At 58.7% G+C, this 16,119-nt stretch carries 34 protein-coding genes; 13 read left to right on the top strand and 21 right to left on the bottom strand.

All coding sequences use genetic code 11. The annotated features are described in order from the left end of the window. The 21 genes from P9292_RS14045 to P9292_RS43165 form a co-directional block, all read right to left on the bottom strand. Nucleotides 1-480: a phage terminase small subunit P27 family gene (locus P9292_RS14045; protein WP_309959581.1), complete on the bottom strand. Its 480-nt coding sequence runs from the start codon at nt 478-480 to the stop codon at nt 1-3. A 152-nt stretch (nt 481-632) separates the two neighbouring features. Further along, nucleotides 633-839: an HNH endonuclease gene (locus tag P9292_RS43170; protein ID WP_409015376.1), complete on the bottom strand. Its 207-nt coding sequence runs from the start codon at nt 837-839 to the stop codon at nt 633-635. 277 nt (nt 840-1,116) lie between these two features. Next, nucleotides 1,117-1,587, bottom strand: coding sequence for a hypothetical protein (locus P9292_RS14035; protein WP_309959577.1), 471 nt, complete (start codon nt 1,585-1,587; stop codon nt 1,117-1,119). Next, a complete protein-coding gene (locus P9292_RS14030) occupies nt 1,584-1,991 on the bottom strand; it encodes a hypothetical protein (protein WP_309959575.1) in 408 nt (135 codons plus the stop codon). The genes P9292_RS14035 and P9292_RS14030 overlap by 4 nt, the downstream gene beginning before the upstream one ends. Before the next feature lie 179 nt (nt 1,992-2,170). Continuing rightward, nucleotides 2,171-2,521, bottom strand: coding sequence for a phage protein NinX family protein (locus P9292_RS14025; RefSeq protein WP_309964019.1), 351 nt, complete (start codon nt 2,519-2,521; stop codon nt 2,171-2,173). Further along, nucleotides 2,518-2,832 carry a hypothetical protein gene (locus tag P9292_RS14020; RefSeq protein ID WP_309959573.1) on the bottom strand — a complete coding sequence of 105 codons (315 nt, stop codon included), beginning with the start codon at nt 2,830-2,832 and terminating at the stop codon, nt 2,518-2,520. Before P9292_RS14020 ends, P9292_RS14025 begins: the two co-directional genes overlap by 4 nt. Then, nucleotides 2,829-3,194 (bottom strand): hypothetical protein, encoded by a 366-nt coding sequence (locus P9292_RS14015; RefSeq protein WP_309959571.1) that lies wholly within the window; start codon nt 3,192-3,194, stop codon nt 2,829-2,831. Before P9292_RS14015 ends, P9292_RS14020 begins: the two co-directional genes overlap by 4 nt. Continuing rightward, on the bottom strand, nt 3,191-3,604 hold the full coding sequence (locus tag P9292_RS14010) for a hypothetical protein (protein WP_409015163.1): 414 nt from the start codon (nt 3,602-3,604) through the stop codon (nt 3,191-3,193). Before P9292_RS14010 ends, P9292_RS14015 begins: the two co-directional genes overlap by 4 nt. Next, on the bottom strand, nt 3,601-3,804 hold the full coding sequence (locus tag P9292_RS14005; RefSeq protein ID WP_309959569.1) for a hypothetical protein: 204 nt from the start codon (nt 3,802-3,804) through the stop codon (nt 3,601-3,603). Before P9292_RS14005 ends, P9292_RS14010 begins: the two co-directional genes overlap by 4 nt. After that, nucleotides 3,801-4,142, bottom strand: coding sequence for a DUF3310 domain-containing protein (locus P9292_RS14000; protein ID WP_309959567.1), 342 nt, complete (start codon nt 4,140-4,142; stop codon nt 3,801-3,803). Before P9292_RS14000 ends, P9292_RS14005 begins: the two co-directional genes overlap by 4 nt. Next, on the bottom strand, nt 4,139-4,801 hold the full coding sequence (locus P9292_RS13995; RefSeq protein ID WP_309959566.1) for a hypothetical protein: 663 nt from the start codon (nt 4,799-4,801) through the stop codon (nt 4,139-4,141). The genes P9292_RS14000 and P9292_RS13995 overlap by 4 nt, the downstream gene beginning before the upstream one ends. Beyond that, entirely contained in the window at nt 4,801-5,181 is a 381-nt protein-coding gene (locus tag P9292_RS13990) for a hypothetical protein (protein WP_309959563.1), read from the bottom strand. The genes P9292_RS13995 and P9292_RS13990 overlap by 1 nt, the downstream gene beginning before the upstream one ends. Nucleotides 5,182-5,270: 89 nt before the next feature. Beyond that, complete coding sequence (locus P9292_RS13985; RefSeq protein ID WP_309959561.1) at nt 5,271-5,867, bottom strand: DUF1064 domain-containing protein; 597 nt, start codon at nt 5,865-5,867, stop codon at nt 5,271-5,273. Then, the gene (locus P9292_RS13980; RefSeq protein WP_309850483.1) at nt 5,864-6,379 is read right to left on the bottom strand and encodes a hypothetical protein; all 516 of its coding nucleotides are present in this window, start codon (nt 6,377-6,379) and stop codon (nt 5,864-5,866) included. Before P9292_RS13980 ends, P9292_RS13985 begins: the two co-directional genes overlap by 4 nt. Then, a complete protein-coding gene (locus P9292_RS13975; protein WP_309850480.1) occupies nt 6,372-7,154 on the bottom strand; it encodes a helix-turn-helix domain-containing protein in 783 nt (260 codons plus the stop codon). Before P9292_RS13975 ends, P9292_RS13980 begins: the two co-directional genes overlap by 8 nt. Nucleotides 7,155-7,178: 24 nt before the next feature. Further along, a complete protein-coding gene (locus P9292_RS13970) occupies nt 7,179-8,051 on the bottom strand; it encodes a hypothetical protein (RefSeq protein WP_309959559.1) in 873 nt (290 codons plus the stop codon). Further along, complete coding sequence (locus P9292_RS13965) at nt 8,048-8,701, bottom strand: hypothetical protein (protein WP_309959556.1); 654 nt, start codon at nt 8,699-8,701, stop codon at nt 8,048-8,050. Before P9292_RS13965 ends, P9292_RS13970 begins: the two co-directional genes overlap by 4 nt. 8 nt (nt 8,702-8,709) lie before the next feature. Then, nucleotides 8,710-8,901 (bottom strand): hypothetical protein, encoded by a 192-nt coding sequence (locus tag P9292_RS13960; protein WP_309959554.1) that lies wholly within the window; start codon nt 8,899-8,901, stop codon nt 8,710-8,712. Further along, a complete protein-coding gene (locus P9292_RS13955) occupies nt 8,901-9,398 on the bottom strand; it encodes a YmfL family putative regulatory protein (RefSeq protein WP_309959553.1) in 498 nt (165 codons plus the stop codon). Before P9292_RS13955 ends, P9292_RS13960 begins: the two co-directional genes overlap by 1 nt. A 188-nt stretch (nt 9,399-9,586) precedes the next feature. Next, nucleotides 9,587-9,760, bottom strand: coding sequence for a hypothetical protein (locus P9292_RS13950; protein ID WP_309959550.1), 174 nt, complete (start codon nt 9,758-9,760; stop codon nt 9,587-9,589). After that, complete coding sequence (locus P9292_RS43165) at nt 9,757-9,972, bottom strand: helix-turn-helix transcriptional regulator (RefSeq protein ID WP_409015162.1); 216 nt, start codon at nt 9,970-9,972, stop codon at nt 9,757-9,759. Before P9292_RS43165 ends, P9292_RS13950 begins: the two co-directional genes overlap by 4 nt. An 82-nt stretch (nt 9,973-10,054) precedes the next feature. Between P9292_RS43165 and P9292_RS13945 the strand changes: the two genes are divergently transcribed. The 13 genes from P9292_RS13945 (at nt 10,055) to P9292_RS13885 (ending at nt 16,114) form a co-directional block, all read left to right on the top strand. Next, nucleotides 10,055-10,912: a helix-turn-helix domain-containing protein gene (locus tag P9292_RS13945; RefSeq protein WP_309959548.1), complete on the top strand. Its 858-nt coding sequence runs from the start codon at nt 10,055-10,057 to the stop codon at nt 10,910-10,912. 16 nt (nt 10,913-10,928) lie between these two features. Next, complete coding sequence (locus P9292_RS13940; protein WP_309959546.1) at nt 10,929-11,105, top strand: hypothetical protein; 177 nt, start codon at nt 10,929-10,931, stop codon at nt 11,103-11,105. A 93-nt stretch (nt 11,106-11,198) separates the two neighbouring features. Beyond that, a complete protein-coding gene (locus P9292_RS13935) occupies nt 11,199-11,948 on the top strand; it encodes a hypothetical protein (RefSeq protein WP_309959544.1) in 750 nt (249 codons plus the stop codon). 289 nt (nt 11,949-12,237) lie between these two features. Then, nucleotides 12,238-12,399 carry a hypothetical protein gene (locus P9292_RS13930; protein WP_309850445.1) on the top strand — a complete coding sequence of 54 codons (162 nt, stop codon included), beginning with the start codon at nt 12,238-12,240 and terminating at the stop codon, nt 12,397-12,399. Then, nucleotides 12,396-12,518 (top strand): hypothetical protein, encoded by a 123-nt coding sequence (locus P9292_RS13925; RefSeq protein ID WP_284509394.1) that lies wholly within the window; start codon nt 12,396-12,398, stop codon nt 12,516-12,518. Before P9292_RS13930 ends, P9292_RS13925 begins: the two co-directional genes overlap by 4 nt. A 27-nt stretch (nt 12,519-12,545) precedes the next feature. Then, nucleotides 12,546-12,689 (top strand): hypothetical protein, encoded by a 144-nt coding sequence (locus tag P9292_RS13920; RefSeq protein ID WP_309850440.1) that lies wholly within the window; start codon nt 12,546-12,548, stop codon nt 12,687-12,689. A gap of 53 nt (nt 12,690-12,742) precedes the next feature. Next, a complete protein-coding gene (locus P9292_RS13915; RefSeq protein ID WP_309850437.1) occupies nt 12,743-12,952 on the top strand; it encodes a hypothetical protein in 210 nt (69 codons plus the stop codon). A 45-nt stretch (nt 12,953-12,997) separates the two neighbouring features. Then, on the top strand, nt 12,998-13,483 hold the full coding sequence (locus tag P9292_RS13910; protein ID WP_309850435.1) for a hypothetical protein: 486 nt from the start codon (nt 12,998-13,000) through the stop codon (nt 13,481-13,483). Nucleotides 13,484-13,547: 64 nt separating this feature from the next. Beyond that, nucleotides 13,548-14,111: a hypothetical protein gene (locus P9292_RS13905; RefSeq protein WP_309959542.1), complete on the top strand. Its 564-nt coding sequence runs from the start codon at nt 13,548-13,550 to the stop codon at nt 14,109-14,111. A 12-nt stretch (nt 14,112-14,123) separates the two neighbouring features. Then, nucleotides 14,124-14,447 (top strand): hypothetical protein, encoded by a 324-nt coding sequence (locus tag P9292_RS13900; protein ID WP_309850430.1) that lies wholly within the window; start codon nt 14,124-14,126, stop codon nt 14,445-14,447. Next, nucleotides 14,444-14,806 (top strand): hypothetical protein, encoded by a 363-nt coding sequence (locus P9292_RS13895; protein WP_309959540.1) that lies wholly within the window; start codon nt 14,444-14,446, stop codon nt 14,804-14,806. Before P9292_RS13900 ends, P9292_RS13895 begins: the two co-directional genes overlap by 4 nt. Continuing rightward, on the top strand, nt 14,803-15,288 hold the full coding sequence (locus tag P9292_RS13890; RefSeq protein WP_309959538.1) for a hypothetical protein: 486 nt from the start codon (nt 14,803-14,805) through the stop codon (nt 15,286-15,288). Before P9292_RS13895 ends, P9292_RS13890 begins: the two co-directional genes overlap by 4 nt. A 37-nt stretch (nt 15,289-15,325) precedes the next feature. Further along, on the top strand, nt 15,326-16,114 hold the full coding sequence (locus P9292_RS13885; protein WP_309959536.1) for a DNA cytosine methyltransferase: 789 nt from the start codon (nt 15,326-15,328) through the stop codon (nt 16,112-16,114). Nucleotides 16,115-16,119: the final 5 nt, after the last annotated feature.

The raw sequence follows: 16,119 nt of genomic DNA, 5'->3' as shown, positions 1-16,119 counted from the left end.
TTAGCTGCCCAGCAGCGCGCCGAAAGGGTTGTCGGACCGTTTATTGCCGCCGCCGACGACGTTCTGACGGCTCGACGGGTCTAACCCGAGTAACGCGCCGAACGTCGCCATCTGCCGCGCGGCTTCGTTTTGAATCGTCGCCGCCGGATTCTTCATCGGCGAGCCTTGCGCGCTCATTACGACAAGGCCGTTTCTGTGCAGATCCTCAGTCGCGAGTCGATGGCGGCCGTAGGCTTCGCAAAACAATTCGAGGTTGTGCAGATCGGTGACCTGCAAGATCTTGTGCGCGCAGAGCGACGGCGCGACCCGCTGCCACATCTCCGCCGCATAACCGGAAATCCAAGCCGGGCAGTCAATATTCGTGACCTGACCGTAGTCGGGTTCGTCTTTATTTAGCGGCCGCTTGCCCGGATTGCCGGCCAGTTCCTTTTTGGCCGTGGGCTTGGCGCGGCGCCCGGAGCGGCCTTTCACGCCGGCCATTTTCTCTCCGTTTTGCAACCATTTTCGGCATTTTGCCGTTGTAACTTTTACTCGCCGCCGAACCTCGAAGCGCGAAAATCAATTTTTATTTTTCGCGGTCGTGAAAATTTGACGGAACGGTCGGTCCCAAGCCGATTTGGCTCAGACTTTGCCTACACCCCTCCGGGGCCGCGCGGCTGCCGCTCACGCGCCGTCTTCGCCTTGTGGCACTCGTGATTGATCGCGCTGAGGTTATCAGCGTCATCCGTGCCGCCCTGCGATTTAGGCCGAACATGATCCACCTCGGTGGCTTCACGCACACGGCCTAGACGCCGACATTCTGCGCATCGACATACGTGACAGTCGCGCGCTAGAACCATCGCACGGAGCTTCTGCCAATACGATCCGTAGCCGCGCGCGTGGCGATTGCCGCGCACCGCATCAGGCTTCCACTTCACTTCTTCGCTTGCGTGCTGCGCGCAGTACGTCTTGCCGCCACGCACGAGAGCGCTGCACCCGCGATGCTTGCACGGGCGCATTGGTCTGGTCGGCATTAGCAGGTTGCAACAGTGAGGTTCATGGACCAGCCTCGAACGAGGCTATCGCGCATCGAAAGCGCCAACGAAAAAGCCCGCGAGGCTTTCACCTAGCGGGCTTTTACTCTGGGCGCAACTCTGGCCACGAGCGTGATTCTGCCTCATCTTCGATTCCTCTGCAATGGCTTTTGTATGCCATGTGCGACGCTCTGTCGTTCCCTTTCCATTGTCCGCCCCACCTATCTTTCTTTTGCTGCCTCGCGATGCGTTCATCGTCAGTCATGCGCTTGCGCGGACCCTTAGCATAGGAGCGGTCTACATCCAGCTGATTGCCAAGGCATGTTGTGAGATAGACATTGTCAGACGCGTACGGGCCGACATCGCCTTGGCGCGCCATGCATAGCTGATTCTTGCCTCGGCCGCGCATGTGGTACCAATCCCGCCAAATCATCCACCACTCATCGAACGACATCTTCCATCCGATGCCGCGCCGGGCTGCACTTGCGCGCTGCTGTCGAAACGCGGTCATCGGACAGGGAAGACTGCGCTCTTTGGCGTAGGCCTTTGCTTCAATTGCCATCAGCGTCTTCATGCGGACCGCCCTCCGCTTGCCAGAAGACCTCTCGCGACAAGCGCCGGGCGCATCACAGCCTTCGCTTCCGCGTAGTCGCGATCCTGCGTCGCCGGGCTGCGCGGATTCTGGAACACCACCGCGCCCGCGACGAAGTTCCGCACCGCAGTCATCACTGCAATGCGATGCGCAAGCGAAAGCTTTTGGATGATCGGATCGACAGCTTTGCCGGTTGCAGCGCGAAGCTGGTTGTCTACCAGATCGCTCAGCTCGGAATGATCCATCCACTGTCGGCTGATCTTGAAGTCGCGGCACGTAGAATCCGCCCGGCCATATCCGAGCGCTGGCTCATAGGCCTGACTCCACTCGTACCATTCCGTCAGCACAGCGTCGATCTCGTCCGCAGCAATGGCGCTCGTCGTCATGTTCGTCCTCTTTCCGTATTGTTCGCAGCGGTGTCCGTGGTTCTTGCCAATGGCGCAGATGGTTTGCATGGAGCCGATGAATTCGAAAGTTCGTTGGTGCGGGCAGCCCTTGCAGGTGCTGCCCTCCTTGTCTATCAGTTGCCGAAGCGGATCGCGGAATGTGCGCGGCGCACGCGGTATCACTCGGCCACCTCGAAGCCAAATTTTTCAGCAACCCTCAATCTGCAGATCGCAACCTTCGGCGACTCGTCGGTGCACATGCCGTGAAAGTCGGGATTGAGATGCGCCTCCGCCAGCCATTCGAGCTTTCCGTCTTCGCGCAGGCGCGGATACGTCAGGTACCGCTGTCGTTCGGCAATCGGCGCGGTGATATGCCAGTTCTCAGACGGCTGGTACTGGAGATAGCCGACGTGTTGCACGTCGATTTGGCACCAGTCCGCGCCGCACGCGTGTTTCACTTCAGCTTGCATGCCTTCGGCTTTCGCGACCCAATAGTCGAGCTGCGCGCCGGTCAATTGATTGACGTTCATGCCCAAGCCCTCATTTCGATGCCGAGCGCCAGCTTGAATGCTTCAGGCAGGTTGACGGCGACGGGCGTTTCATCGTCGAGCGGCACGCCGCTTATAGGGCGAAGGGATTTATCCGGGATGAAGCCCTCCTTCACGCGATGCACTTTGCCGTCTATTTCGCCGATTGCTACCAACTTCGATCGACAGACGATGTTCCAACAGTAGCCTTCGTCTTTGTAGAAGCCGAAGCCGCTTTTTACCTCGACGACCTTTCCGAGGTTTTCTGATGGACCTTCTACGATGTAGGCCAAATCACCAGGTTTGCAGTTCATGCTGCCGCTCCTTTCGATGTCGGCGCGTCCAGCGCCATCCAAACGTGATCAGTGCAATCGCGGAATGCCGCAAGGGACTTCCAGTTCTCCGCATAGAGACAATCGACCCAGGCGTATTCCCGATCGACCCATGCCTTCTTCGGGATCGAGCCGCGATAGCCTTCAGGAATAAATGCCAGCGCCATGCACATGTATTCCGCGCCGCTACGGTCGAGATGCCGGACGCGGCGCAGGCCGTGCACCATCGTGTCTTTCGGCGTCTTCTGCGTCATGTAGGTGTAGCGGCCGCGCATTCCCTGCTCAGTCACAAGACCAACGACGGGTATCCGCACCGTCAACTTCTTGGGCTCCATCGTGTTCATGCTGCTGCTTCCTCCGTCAAACCCATCTTTGCGGCGCGCACTGGTTCCCAGCGTTCGTACGCAGAATCCCAAACGGCAACCTTCGACTCGCGCGCCAGCGGACTTTGATCGAGCTTCGCGTGGCACCACATACAGCCCGGCACCGTGTACTTGTGATCTGCCTTCTTTCCCATGCCCTTGCCGTGCTTTGATTGATTCGAGTGGCATGGCACAACTGTCTCGCTGTCGCCGAAGCATCCGAGAAAGCGCAGATAGCACGGCTCGCCACGGCACGCCTCGAGATATTTCGAGCCTTCGGCGACGGTCGGCTTCTTCACGCGCGCCTTCAGCTTCGAGCGGCGCAGCGCTGTCGCGCGATCGGCGAGCGGCCAGCGCGAGGGCTTCAATGGCTTCTTTCGCGCCCACGTCACTTGCGCCTCCAGATCGTGAACTCCGCGCCGATATGAGCAAGCACCATCAGCAGGGCAATAGGACCCATAAAGCTGCAGAAGACGCTCATCACAAGGTCCTCGCCGGTGACGTGTCCCGATCGAATGGCAAGCCAGATCGGCGATACCGCGCCTACCACGAGCCAAACGACAAGACCGATTAGGAAACATGCGAGCATCATTGCGCCTCCGAATCTTCAATCGGCTTTCCGTTTTCGTCGCAAGGCTGCATCCGCCCGTCCTTGTAGAGCACCCAACCTCCTGGTCCTCCGACCCGCACGCTTTCCGCTTTGATGACGAAAGGCCACTCCTGAATAGGCTCCTCGCGCTTCTGGATCTCACGATCGAGATACCAACGTGCCTTTTTTAGATCCTCGACCGGTGCACCCTTCTCTTCTGCGCGCCACAGGTACTTGATGACGTTTCCGAGATTGAATCCAAAGTGCTCGGTGATCTCGATGCACTCCACGCCGCTCGGATGGCTCGTGTAGTGCTTCGGGTGATTGACTGCGTCGCTCATGCTGCGGCCACCTGTTGAATGAGACTGGAAAACGGGTTTATCGAGCCTTTCCTGATGCGCCGCTTGATTCGATAGACACGAGACAACTCAGCGCGCGGGATACGCGACGGCTTCGGCGCATCGGGGCGATTGCCGAGATCCCATTCCGCGACCGGATACTGCGCAGTGCCCGCCCACTCCGCAACGAAGAAGCGTTCTCGGTTTGCGCGAATCAATGCGTTGATCGTTCGCTGGTTGCCGCCAGTCTTAAGTGCAAGCTCTTTGCTGCTCGCCGGGCCGTCTTGCTGAAGAATTTTTTCCACGGCACGCAGCACCCACGAATAACCCTTGCGCCCAGCGGTTCCAGCGCGATTCTTTCCGGTGATGCCGAGACGCCTCGCCTCCGCCTTCACCGACGCATATGTCCGATGCGGCATCAACTCAGCGATCTGCAACTTGATCGAGCGCGGCGTGCGATAGATCTTTCGCAGGGTCGCAATGTCTTTCGGCGTCCAGTCGTCTACCCCTGCAAGACTGATCTTGTGTTTCGCCGCATACGACTTCACGCCATCGAAGCTTCGACCTGGCAGCAAATCCATGCTGCGCACGAGCGGTTGCCGGCTTGCGCTGATTTCGCGAAGAATCGCAATCTCCTTTTCGGTCCAAAGATCGCTACGCATTACGCTGCCTCCTTGAACGCTTCGCCAGCATCGATACGACGATGGACTTCAGCGAGCGCCGCGAGCACGACGGCTTTCGTCGCTACCCTCATCTGCTCATCATGCAGAGCGATCGCATAGCGCACGTCACTGATCGCATCGCCGTCGAAGCCCCACTTTCCGCACTTGCGCGCGCGGTCGCGAGCACGCACGGCACCGTCGAGAGCAGCCTTGGCGGTCGGCATGAAAGCAGCGCCGTATCCGCGCTCGGTCAGCACGAGAGTGATATTCAGCGCGCAGACCACCGTCGACCAGTGCTCTTCGTTGCCGCGCCCTTTGAGCATCTCGTCAAGTGCCACGTGGTATGCGATGCCGAGGTCGGTCGTCTGGATGGAATCCATGGGCGTGCGACGTTCAAGCACGTCGATGCCGATAGTCCGGTTGATTGCGCGCGGCCGATAGGCCTTGCGCGGTTTCTTGGTCGTGCCCATCAGATTTCCTTCACCGAGATGTTGTGCACCGCGAGCATCTGCTTACGCTTCTGGATGTAGGTGCGGTTCTTCCGCGTCGCGATAGACTTCACGTCTTCGACGACTTCCTTGCCGGCATCGACGTCGAAATAGACGAAGTCGGCGACATACTTCGATGCCCGTTCCCATGAACCGTCGTCGCGCTGCTTGCGAGCGGTGAGGACATACGGGACCTGCAAGCGCAGATCACGGATGCGGCCGGCGGCTTGCAACTGGATCAGGTGGAACCAGCGCGACATCTCTTTCTGACTGTCGAACTTGATGCCGTTGTGCTCGCACTTCGTGTTGCGGTACTTCGGCGGCTTCTTCGACTGCATGTGAAGCATCAGTTCGCGCGACGGCTCGAACCGCGCGGCGCAACTCGCGATCGTTTTGCCAAATGGGTCAAGCGGGTCGTCCAGCGCACTCGACTGCGGCGGATTGCCGGTGCGCTTGTAGATCTCGCGCTGGGCGTGCGTCATCTGAGGTAGAACGCTGTCGTCGCGCACGCGCGCGGTGCCGACGTTTTTCGTTCCTTCAGGCACGTACATCGGCCAGGGTGCGGAGCGCTTCGTCATGCGGCACCCATGCGTTTAGCATCGAGCTGCAGGAGCGTCGCGGCCTCGTCGCCTCCGGCGTGACCGACAGCCTTCGCGATGAGAACGTGCAGACCACGGATGCCGTCTTCGGTCGTGAGGCCGCCTTCGCGTTCGAGTCGAGTCTGTGCGATCGCGCGGCGCGCGCGCTCGATCTGCTCGGTGCGCAGCGCTTCGCTCATCTCGAGGCGCGGCACATCGCTCTTCGAGATCCATTGACGCGGCATGAGCGATTTGCAGATGTCGCGGAATTCCGGAAGCGTCGGCGGGAAGGTCTTGTGCTTTTCGGAGCACTTCGCGAGCGCCTTCAGAACGATCGGCTGCGGGAATTCGCGAAGGCCATTCAGCCACACTTGCCGCGCCGACGACATGCCAACGTCTTCGCCGTTTTCGACCTGCCCGATCCGGTATTTGTCGAGCACCGCGTTTCCATACATGCCATGCAGGAGCATGAAGAGGCGGCGAATCTGCACTTCGTCGATTGCGTCAGACATCGATGTACTCCATCGGGACGTTGCTTGTCGGGAAGATCGCGGCAGCGGCGGCAGTGCGATCGTTTTTGCTCGTGGCGCCGCGTTTGTTCAGCCCAGCCCAATCGGCGCGAATGGCTTCCATGAACGCTTCGTCCCAATCGGCGTACGTGTAGCCCTTGGCTCGACATTTGCCGACGAACGAATCGAAATGCGCTTGCAGGTTGCGATGGCCTTTTTCGGCTGCCCACTGCATGACGCGCTCAGAGATCGCGAATTGAGGCGAGATAGTCGTCTTCGCCGGAGCACGTTTGCGGGTGCGCGCGGGATGCGCAGCATCCTGTACTTGGTTAATTGACGGTTCAAGGACGGTTAAGGACGGATTGGGTGTCACCGTGACACCCCGTTCGCACTCCGCTGACACCCCGTTCGATCGTGGCTGACACCCCGTTGCTTCGTCGGTGACACCCCGTTCATCTTCACGACCTGTCACGCTGACACCCCGTTTTTTGCTCATGACCATGTCGTAGACGACGGGTCGGCGATCACCACGCGAGATGTAGGCGGCAACAATTTTTTGGTTGCCTTTGACGATCAATCCCATCTCTTCGAGCAGATCCAGCTTGCGTCGAATAGTGCTTTCCGACAGCCCTGTGTCATCCGAAAGCGTCGCCGCCGAAGGAAATGCAGCCTTGCCGCTGTTGTCCGCGTAGTTCGCAAGACAAAGCAAAACGTGGCGAGCATGCGCATCCGTCACGTCCTGCTGTTCGATGGCCCATGCCATTGCTTGAATACTCATGCTCGCCCCAATACCTAGTTTCAGTCAGCCAACCGTGCTCATCTGCGCCGACACCGGCGTATAATCGAGCCCAGATTCAGCTACCTTCAGCCCGGCCGACGCCGGGCTTTTTTTTGACTGAACTAGCTCCGACAGCGTGGCGCGAACGTCGGTCAACGTCGCCGACATGTCATTGATTTGTATCTTGGTGACGTTCACCTTCTTGAGGTCGAAAACCTTCAGGCAACGAACGAAAAGATCGAGAGTCCGCGCGCTGGCAATCACGCCATTCCCATGCTGCAAATAGATCGCACGCGAAATCTTGTTCATCGATTCAAAGTCCGAATGGACCAGAGTTCGATAAGACTGCTTCACGAATTCGACGTCTTCGCCGATCAACATGCGGTAGATAGCAGCCGCTTGAACGGATGCAGAACTCCACATACGCACGTTCGTTGGGCAAAACGCCATCAGATCGAGATGGAGAGGTTTGACCAAGTCGACATAAGGCGCGACGACGGCGTCTGTCAGGCCCGCGTTTTGGCTTCCGTTCCTGATTTTTGCGAGAAGACGCGCAACGGCGACGAGCTTCGTCGTCTCACCTAGGGTGTCTGAAGTCGTTCGCACCGCCCCTTTATCGATGACCATGAACGTGGCTTCGTCCATGCCGGTGGTGACATTCATCATCACGACTTCATCGTCTGGCAACTGACTGATGAACGTCAGACGGTGCTGACCATCCAGCAGGCGACCTTCCTTCGAAAATGCGATACCTTGGTGTGTAGTGAGCCATTCGCCACGATCCCAGGCCCCACGCAAGTTCTCGACAACCATCGGACGCAAGCGACGGTTGTCGGTGTTCTTTTCGAGCCACAAGCGAGCTTGTGCAGGAGTTACAGCAAGCAGTTGAGTCTTCATTGATTCGCTACCTTCAAGGTTGAAATCGACGACCGGTCGATTGCGGTTCGCAGGTCATTCATGGCCTGTCGTTCTTCTGGAGAGAAGTCGGTTCTCGCTTCGATCGCCTTCATCGCGAGGCGCGCATACATGCAGATTTGGGATTCGGACTGAAGCTTCTTGAGTTCGGCGCGAATTGCGTCTGCCTTCGGACCGGTTTGCGGACGGCCAGCCGGTTTGTGCTTCTTTGCTTCGCGCAGCATGAATGCGGTGGTCACCTCGCCGGCGGACTGCTTTGCCGTCTCGACGGCCGTTTCGAAGTGAGTGTCAGACATTGACGCCAGCGACTGCCAACGGGACGACTGGTCGCGGGTGATGCCGAGATCGGTGAGCGTCGGCTTAGACGTCGTATCGTTCGACGTCTTGGTTGTATGACGGTTGTCTCCGTTCGCTGCCCGCTCGCCCGAGTCGGCAGACTGACGAAGCATCTCGCCAGCCTTGCGCTCGGCGCGGACCTTGATCTCGGTCGCCATTTGGATCAGGTCCTGATCCTTAGCCTGACGCGCATATGCGGCCATGGCCTCGGCTTTATCGCGAATGTCTTTCACTTCGTCGATGCGCTGGCATTCAGCGAGAGCGTTGCGGGCTTGTTCGTATCGGACGAGTTGCATTGATAGCCTCAGATGCTGTCGTGACCGCAGGGAAGATGGCCGTCATCGCCGCGCGTGGTGCCGCATGCGATGCAGATCTTCTTCGGCTGCTGCGCTCGCTCGCGCTCTTGCCATTCGGCAGTGAGCGGACCGTCGAACATGCGGCCTGTCGTGATGAAGTCGGGGAATGCCATGGGGATGAAGTCAGGGCCGGCGCTCATCACGAAACCTTCTTCACGAGCGCCGCGGCAGCCGATTGCGGCTCGCGACGGTAGATGCGCTTCGTCAGCATGTTGATTTCCTCGACGGCGCGGTGAATCAAACCGCCGATGCGTTCGAGGTCTGCCATTTCCTGATCGTCAACTTCGCCATCAGCGGTGGCTTCGCGGAAGCGCTTGGCGAGCTGTCCGTAATGCACGGTCAGGCTCATGAACTTGTCGACGATCTCTTCGTTGTCGGGCTCTTCGCACGCGTCCGGAAGCTTGACCATGACGGCGTTGCGCTGAGCAAGCCAGGCTTCGAGGATTCGCTCGTCGTCCGTCAGGTCGGTCATCCGGACAGCGTCGGCCAAGTTCAGCACGTTGCGGTTCTCAGGCGTCCGGTTCGTGTTGACCTTGTTGCGCAAGAGAGCGCCAGACATGCCGAGGCGCGGCGCGAGCGCTTCGCATCCGCCCGGATATTCATGTGCTACTGCGTATGCTGCGTCGGCTGTGTTCACGGCAACTCCAAACGAATGTTTCTTCTGAGGGTTCACCCGTATAAAGTGGCGTCATAAGAAAAAACGACACGTTTGACGGGGTAAAACAAAAATGACCACAAAAACTGGCGCGGCTGACCACGACGCCGTTAGCACTACGAAGTACAGACTGGTGAGCTCCACACTCGAACCAGCAATTACGGCGTTGCCTACCTCGTTGCTTTGGCTGGTCCTGCTGACTCCGCTTTCAGTTTGCGGATCTGCAGGACCGCTTTCTTACGCACCTCATCAAGAAACGATTCCGGCAAGTTTTTCGACACAAGATCAAGCAACATCGAACGGACCTCTTTCTGCTCTGCTGCTGTAAGCGGCGCTTCGGTCATGCAGCCTCCGTGTCGCTGGTATAGAGGTCGTCTAGAGTCGTCCTCACACCTTTGCTACGAGCGAAATCTCGAAGGCGTTTCGCAACCTCGACGGACAAGGTTATTTCGCCGCGCTCGCTTTGCGAGATCGTTGACTGAGTGACCCCGATCGCTGCGCCGATTTCGGCTTGCGACATTGCGAGGCGCTTGCGAAGTGTGATTAGTCCGTTCATGTAGTTATATTAGTCCGACTGCTAGGCGTTGTCAACAGTCGTGCTGTTTGATTCTTATTAGCCGTGCTTCTATCTTTGCGCTATGCCCGCGAAACCCCTTACCTCATCTCAGCTCGCCGATGCCGGGCGAATACAGTCGCTTTTCCGTAAGTGGCAGCAGCGTCAAGCAGAATCGGGCTTGCCTCGGTCGCAGGAAGCAGCAGCGGCCGAACTCGGATTCAATCAAAGTGCGCTAAGTCAATACTTGCGCGGAAAGATACCTTTGAATCCGCACACTCTCGTCAAGCTCGCCCGTCTATTCGGAGTCACCCCCGACGAAATAAGCCCTGATCTCTCCGCCGAGCTACGCCAGGCGGGGCTTCTGGCGCTTCCTAACAGTGAAATGGGCTGGGCGATAGTCGCGAATAACGACCAGATCGCGCCTCAAATCGGCTTTTCAGCATCGACCGAAAAGAGCGATACTTTGCATTCGCTGCAAAGAAATGAGACTGCGAACGTCCCGATTCCTCTACAGTATTCGGTAGACGATAGGAACGTCCGGCGCGTCTTCGTGGTGAATTACGCGGACACCGGGATGCCAGAGACACTTTGGACTGACGGGGATCACCCAGTGGGAGTTACAGATCACTACGCCGAATTGGCGACTACGGACCCGCGAGCCTTCCTTTCCCCGATCGTCGGGACGCTAATGTCCCCGCGATTCAACCCGGGAGAGTTCGCCTTGGTCGAGCCGGGCACTGAACCAGAGCTGGAAGACGATGTCCTGGTTCGCATGATGAACGGCGAGACGATGCTTCGAAGGCTCGTCTCGCGCCGGGGCGGCGTTCAGCTCGCGTCGTATGGTGAACCGGGCACGCTGTTGCTAAAAGAGTCGGACATCTCGTGGATGTATTACGTGGCGCATGCGGTGCCCGCGAGAAAGATCCGGCAAAGAATGTAAGAACGAGAGAGGGCAAATGATTCCAGACATTGGGCTGATGGTCGGCCTATACATCATCACGCGCATGATCGCGCTCATAAGCGATAAGGCCCAGCACACGGCGTCGCGCCTGTTCGCGGCGGGGACAATCCTCGTGGCTCTTATCTGCATCGTCGACCTCATGTCAAAGGGCGGCTCCGCGCCACCCCTTTGAATACTGCCGCGCGGAAACAGAATAGAACTGCATGGCCATAGCAGTCGGGTAAAGCTCGCCCGAATAAGCCGAGCTAAAACGAGGGTAGTAAAGATGAAAATGAAGATGATCTCCGCGGCCTTTCTTGCGTCGATGCTTGCCGCATGTGGTGGCGGCGGTGGCGGGAGCAGCAATACGTCGCCTCCTACCTCCCCAAGCGCCGAGGCGAACGGCATCTATCAAGGCACCGACTCGAGCAACGATGCAATCGTCGGCGTGATCTTGGACACAGGGGTTTATTACTTCGTCTACACGAACGCGACAAGCAATACGGTCGGCCTTGTACAAGGTACGTCCTCGTCATCGGGCGGAACGTTCAAGTCCACCGATGCGAAAAACTATTACATCGGCCAGAACACTGTTCTGAACGACACAGTGGCGGCGACGTACACGGTGAAAAGCAATATCAGCGGCACGGTTTCGCCCAACTCAGGAGGTGGCGCCGGCATCACGTTCTCCGGAACGTACAGCCCTGTCTATGACCAGTCGCCCACCCTCACATCGATTGCGGGTACCTACACCGGTGCGGCCGGATCTGTGAAAGGCGGCGAGAGCGTCAGCCTGACGATCAACGCTGATGCCACTTTCACCGGCCAAGGCCCCAGCGGCTGCTCATTCAAGGGCGTCATCGCGGCTCACAATGGTAAGAACGTGTGGGATGCGGCGGTGACGTTTGGCTCGACAGCCTGTACTTACCCCGGCAAGACAATGGTTGGTGTGTTGGCTGTAAGCAACAATGAAATCGTTGCGGCGGCGACCCTCCCGGATCGATCAGATGCGTTCATCCTAGTCGGCAGCAAGTAAGTAGAGACCCGCATCGACAGAAAAGAACCCGCTTCGGCGGGTTTTTTTGTTGTACGGGCACGTCACCCGCCTCTCTCATTCGACTGTTACAAATGGACGTTCGAATTTATTAGTCGCGCTGTTGACATGCGCTAGCAGTCGGACTACTATTACTCCCATGCACTCACCCACCGCTCTAGGGAGACGAACATGGGAAAGCTCGCAGCATTAGTAAGCGCCGGTCTCGTCGTTGGCATCCTCGCGACGGCGGGTGGCCTTTGGCTCTTGACCATCTAACCGGGGATAGACGATGGAACGCGCAATCAACGACAACGCTCTGCTCGACATTGCTCGACTGAGCCGCGTTGATCAGATCTACAAGACGATCGGCATGGGCTCGGCCGTCGCAATCTCGATTGGGATGGTTTGGTTCCTCTGTGTCGCAGTTCCGGCCGGCGCGCTCTGGAAATGAGCCTGCTGAAGATCTGGGGTGTCGTCCTCATCGTCGCGGCCGTGTTCCTGGTCATAGATTCCGAGACGTCTCACCGCAAAGCTGAAATGGAACGCTGCGCGCATACGCGCTGCATCTGATAACGCATCCCGAAAAGGCTCACCCTCATGTCCACTTTGCCGATAGTAGTCCTCACCGTTTGGTCGCTTGCCGCAATTATTGCCCTTCTCTTCAATCGCGGCGCCGCTGCTTTCGAAAAGCAGCAGAAGTGGCTTGACTCGGTGCAGATCCAGCGGCCCATCTCGAACTGAATTCCAACCCCCCGCGTGCCGGCGCGTAATCCGGCCGTATCTAGGAGATCGACATGAGCAAGTGGTTCGAAATGAAGGTCGAGACTTGGCAAGTCGTTCTCGTCGAAGTTGAAGACACCGAGGGAGAAGAAGAAGCGATGACGGCTGCTCATGACGAGTTTATGGGCGGCAAAGACGGCCAGATCACTGACGCCATCGAGATCGCCGACGACAACCTCGCATCCGCAAAGAGAAACGCTGACGAAGTGTTGCCTCTCGATTAAAACGGCCGCACGTCCGCCACGTGCATTACACGAGGAGCACCAGAAATGAAGAAGCAAATCGCATTGGCAGTCGTCGCAGCAGCATTCGCATCGTTGTTCAATGTCGCGCACGCCACCGGCGTCGAGGGTGGCATCGTCGTCGGCGCCGGCGCATCCGCATTCGGCGGCAGCGTGTCGGGCTCGGCTGCAAGCATCAGCAACGGCAACGCAGTGACGGCCGCGCAGGTCGGCGGCACGGGCGCTTCGTATCAGAACGCGTTCAACAACACTGGCGGCACGGCAACGATTGGCGGTGGCGTGAATAGCGTCGGCGCGACGGTCGTCACCAACACGACGCAGTTTTCGAACTCAGGTGTCACGGGATCGGCAGTCGGCAATGCCCCGACGAACGTCGGCAACAGCATCGCGAATGGCGGCGCGGCATACGGCAATACGACGACCGCAGCACAAGGCAGTGGGCAGTTCGCGACCGGCGCTATCGGTGCAGTCGGTGCAATTGGCGGTATCGCAGGAATCAGCTTCATCCACTAAGCGCGGAACATCGGACAACAAGATGCGGGCCGGATGGAACCCGGCCCGCTTCCCGGAGCCACAAATGAAAACGAAATTCATCGCCCTCATCGCGCTCTTCGCGGTTGCACCCGCGATGGCTCAAGTGTCGGGCAACGCAGAGAACACGTCAACCACGTCTTCCGTGGCCGGCGCGACGAATCAAGGCAACGCTCAACAGATCACCTTCAACAGCCCGAACAAGGTCGAGTACAGCGGCAGCTATACGGCGCGCACGACCGGCAATGCGGTCCTCCCTGGCTTCGCAGGCTCGTTCTCTGGTGACTATTGCGGCGGAACGGCTGGCCTTGCCGCTGGCGGACCGGGTTTCGCGGTAAGCGTTGGCGCGCCAAAGATCGACGAGGCGTGCGTGATGCTCCGCACATTCGAACGCGTGCAGCAAGCCGCGGTATCTGATCCCGAAAACGCAAAAGAACTCCGATCGGCAGCGCTGGACATCCTCGCTTCCATCGACCCGAAAGTCCGCTCGATCTTCGTGAAGCACAAGCTGCTGAAGGGCGAGACGGAAACGACAACGACGAACGCCGATGGCCAGCAAGTCTATGCGGTAGCGCAGCCTGAGTCGACGCGCATTGCATCAGGTAACTGAACAGGAGACGCCGTGAGCACGCTTAAGCCCTACTCCGTCGAGATCAGCATCGTGACCGTCGTAATGGCGACTGATTCGACGCACGCCATGCAGGTCGCTGAGGAAACCGCGCGCGAATCGCTCGGCGACGTGAGCCATACCGACTACGACTATGGATTCGGCCGCGAGATCAAAAGCGAATCGCAGCTTTCGTCGATCGGTTGGGACGGTGATTGCCTGCCCTACGGCGGCGATGGTCGCACGCGGCTTTCGATGATCCTCGGAAACCTGCAGGCGGATGCCGAGGCTGAGCGCGACACGAAGACCATCGACATGTTCGAGGAGAAGAAAGCGTGAGCACGAAACACACTCGCGGCCCATGGATGCTGCTGCCCGATGAAGCCGATAAGCCGTATGTGCGCATTCGCGGCAGCATCGCCGGCACGCGGTTCAAGATCGCCAACGTCCTCAAGCCGGCCTATGACGGTGCGCCCGATTGGGAAGCGGAAGAAACGCGCGCGAATGTAGCGTTGATCGCCGCTGCGCCTGACCTTCTTGAATTTGCCGAACTGGTGCTTCGTGGCATCGACTCCGGCCATATCAAGGCCAAGCCGTTTCTCGATATGAACGCCCTTGTAGGCGACAGCATCCCAATGCGGACGATCGGCGACGCCGCGCGCTCTGTTATTGCCAAAGCAACCGGAGAGGCGTCGTGAGCAGAAGCGGATACAGCGACGATTGCGACGGCTGGGCGCTCATTCGTTGGCGTGGCGCAGTGAACTCGGCAATCAAAGGCGAACGCGGTCAAGCGTTCCTGAGCGAGCTCGCGGCAGCGCTCGATGCCATGCCGGAAAAGCGCCTGATCGCCGACGAACTCGAAACGGCTGACGGCGACTTCTGCACGATCGGCGTGCTCGGCGCGGCGCGCGGCATCGACATGTCAAAGCTTGATCCTGATGACCGCGAGGCTGTTGCCGAAGCGTTTAATATCGCGCCGGCCCTCGCCGCCGAGATCGTCTTTGAGAACGACGAAGGGATGTATCCGTGGGATTTCGTAGAAATCGAGATATGCGGCCCGATGCGCCCGTGGGACCGCCGCGTCAAGTCCGTATGCGTGCCTAAGGCGCGTCAGGAAGAAGCGCGCTGGCATCGCATGCGTCAATGGGTCGAAAGCCACATCGTCAAAGCAAAGGCGTGACGCGCGTATCGCACCCGCGCCCATAAAGGAGAAGAACGTGGGCCGAGCCTATTACAACGAAATCGACCCATACGCGGCGCAGTGGATGCGCAATCTTATTGAAGCCGGGCATATCGCGCCGGGCGACGTGGACGAACGGAGCATCGAGGATGTCAGACCTAGCGACTTGCGCGGATACACACAATGTCACTTCTTCGCCGGAATCGGCGTCTGGTCGTATGCCCTTCGGCTCGCTGGATGGCCTGACGACCGACCTGTTTGGACCGGTTCCTGTCCATGCCAACCTTTCAGCGTCGCTGCAGTCGCACACGAGCGAGCTGGATTCAACGACCCCAGACACCTTGCTCCCGCGTGGTTTGGTCTCATCCGCGAGTGCAGACCTGACGTTTGTTTTGGCGAACAAGTTGGAAGCCGTGATGGACTCATGTGGCTCGACGATCTTTTCGACCAGATGGAGTCGCAGAGTTACGCCTGCGCGGCGGCAGTTACCAGTGCAGCTGGTGCAGGCGCTGATCACATCCGAAACAGGCTTTACTTCGTTGCCAACTCCTTGCGCGCGCGACGGAAAGGACATCAGTCGATCGAATGCGTTTCTGTCGCAACGCAAGCGGCATTCGCCGAGTCTGGCAACGCGGCTGCTCGAATTAGGGCTGCCATGGCAGGTGATTACACCGATCTATTGCCTAGCGATGAACCTTCCATTGCTTTGGAACGAGTGCGCGCCAAGGGCTACGGCAACGCGATCAACGCGCGGACCGCTGCTCTCTTCATACAAGCCGCTGACGAAGCAATGAGCTACGCCAAAGAAACTGATACGCGCCCATAAAGGAG

The sequence above is a fragment of the Caballeronia sp. LZ001 genome (assembly GCF_031450875.1).
Lineage (GTDB): Bacteria > Pseudomonadota > Gammaproteobacteria > Burkholderiales > Burkholderiaceae > Caballeronia.
This window is presented reverse-complemented; position numbering and strand designations above follow the sequence as displayed.

What these genes read in the sequence shown, in the direction of transcription:
- P9292_RS13985 (WP_309959561.1), bottom strand. Translation starts at nt 5,867, where the DNA reads ATGACGAAGCGCTCCGCACCCTGGCCGATGTACGTGCCTGAAGGAACG.
- P9292_RS14000 (WP_309959567.1), bottom strand. Translation starts at nt 4,142, where the DNA reads ATGAGCGACGCAGTCAATCACCCGAAGCACTACACGAGCCATCCGAGC.
- P9292_RS14030 (WP_309959575.1), bottom strand. Translation starts at nt 1,991, where the DNA reads ATGACGACGAGCGCCATTGCTGCGGACGAGATCGACGCTGTGCTGACG.
- P9292_RS14020 (WP_309959573.1), bottom strand. Translation starts at nt 2,832, where the DNA reads ATGAACTGCAAACCTGGTGATTTGGCCTACATCGTAGAAGGTCCATCA.
- P9292_RS13995 (WP_309959566.1), bottom strand. Translation starts at nt 4,801, where the DNA reads ATGCGTAGCGATCTTTGGACCGAAAAGGAGATTGCGATTCTTCGCGAA.
- P9292_RS14005 (WP_309959569.1), bottom strand. Translation starts at nt 3,804, where the DNA reads ATGATGCTCGCATGTTTCCTAATCGGTCTTGTCGTTTGGCTCGTGGTA.
- P9292_RS13935 (WP_309959544.1), top strand. Translation starts at nt 11,199, where the DNA reads ATGAAAATGAAGATGATCTCCGCGGCCTTTCTTGCGTCGATGCTTGCC.
- P9292_RS13950 (WP_309959550.1), bottom strand. Translation starts at nt 9,760, where the DNA reads ATGACCGAAGCGCCGCTTACAGCAGCAGAGCAGAAAGAGGTCCGTTCG.
- P9292_RS13920 (WP_309850440.1), top strand. Translation starts at nt 12,546, where the DNA reads ATGTCCACTTTGCCGATAGTAGTCCTCACCGTTTGGTCGCTTGCCGCA.
- P9292_RS14015 (WP_309959571.1), bottom strand. Translation starts at nt 3,194, where the DNA reads ATGAACACGATGGAGCCCAAGAAGTTGACGGTGCGGATACCCGTCGTT.
- P9292_RS13960 (WP_309959554.1), bottom strand. Translation starts at nt 8,901, where the DNA reads ATGAGCGCCGGCCCTGACTTCATCCCCATGGCATTCCCCGACTTCATC.
- P9292_RS13945 (WP_309959548.1), top strand. Translation starts at nt 10,055, where the DNA reads ATGCCCGCGAAACCCCTTACCTCATCTCAGCTCGCCGATGCCGGGCGA.
- P9292_RS43170 (WP_409015376.1), bottom strand. Translation starts at nt 839, where the DNA reads ATGGTTCTAGCGCGCGACTGTCACGTATGTCGATGCGCAGAATGTCGG.
- P9292_RS13940 (WP_309959546.1), top strand. Translation starts at nt 10,929, where the DNA reads ATGATTCCAGACATTGGGCTGATGGTCGGCCTATACATCATCACGCGC.
- P9292_RS13975 (WP_309850480.1), bottom strand. Translation starts at nt 7,154, where the DNA reads ATGAGTATTCAAGCAATGGCATGGGCCATCGAACAGCAGGACGTGACG.
- P9292_RS13970 (WP_309959559.1), bottom strand. Translation starts at nt 8,051, where the DNA reads ATGAAGACTCAACTGCTTGCTGTAACTCCTGCACAAGCTCGCTTGTGG.
- P9292_RS13965 (WP_309959556.1), bottom strand. Translation starts at nt 8,701, where the DNA reads ATGCAACTCGTCCGATACGAACAAGCCCGCAACGCTCTCGCTGAATGC.
- P9292_RS13925 (WP_284509394.1), top strand. Translation starts at nt 12,396, where the DNA reads ATGAGCCTGCTGAAGATCTGGGGTGTCGTCCTCATCGTCGCGGCCGTG.
- P9292_RS14035 (WP_309959577.1), bottom strand. Translation starts at nt 1,587, where the DNA reads ATGAAGACGCTGATGGCAATTGAAGCAAAGGCCTACGCCAAAGAGCGC.
- P9292_RS43165 (WP_409015162.1), bottom strand. Translation starts at nt 9,972, where the DNA reads ATGAACGGACTAATCACACTTCGCAAGCGCCTCGCAATGTCGCAAGCC.
- P9292_RS13915 (WP_309850437.1), top strand. Translation starts at nt 12,743, where the DNA reads ATGAGCAAGTGGTTCGAAATGAAGGTCGAGACTTGGCAAGTCGTTCTC.
- P9292_RS13905 (WP_309959542.1), top strand. Translation starts at nt 13,548, where the DNA reads ATGAAAACGAAATTCATCGCCCTCATCGCGCTCTTCGCGGTTGCACCC.
- P9292_RS13990 (WP_309959563.1), bottom strand. Translation starts at nt 5,181, where the DNA reads ATGGATTCCATCCAGACGACCGACCTCGGCATCGCATACCACGTGGCA.
- P9292_RS14025 (WP_309964019.1), bottom strand. Translation starts at nt 2,521, where the DNA reads ATGAACGTCAATCAATTGACCGGCGCGCAGCTCGACTATTGGGTCGCG.
- P9292_RS13980 (WP_309850483.1), bottom strand. Translation starts at nt 6,379, where the DNA reads ATGTCTGACGCAATCGACGAAGTGCAGATTCGCCGCCTCTTCATGCTC.
- P9292_RS13910 (WP_309850435.1), top strand. Translation starts at nt 12,998, where the DNA reads ATGAAGAAGCAAATCGCATTGGCAGTCGTCGCAGCAGCATTCGCATCG.
- P9292_RS14045 (WP_309959581.1), bottom strand. Translation starts at nt 480, where the DNA reads ATGGCCGGCGTGAAAGGCCGCTCCGGGCGCCGCGCCAAGCCCACGGCC.
- P9292_RS13930 (WP_309850445.1), top strand. Translation starts at nt 12,238, where the DNA reads ATGGAACGCGCAATCAACGACAACGCTCTGCTCGACATTGCTCGACTG.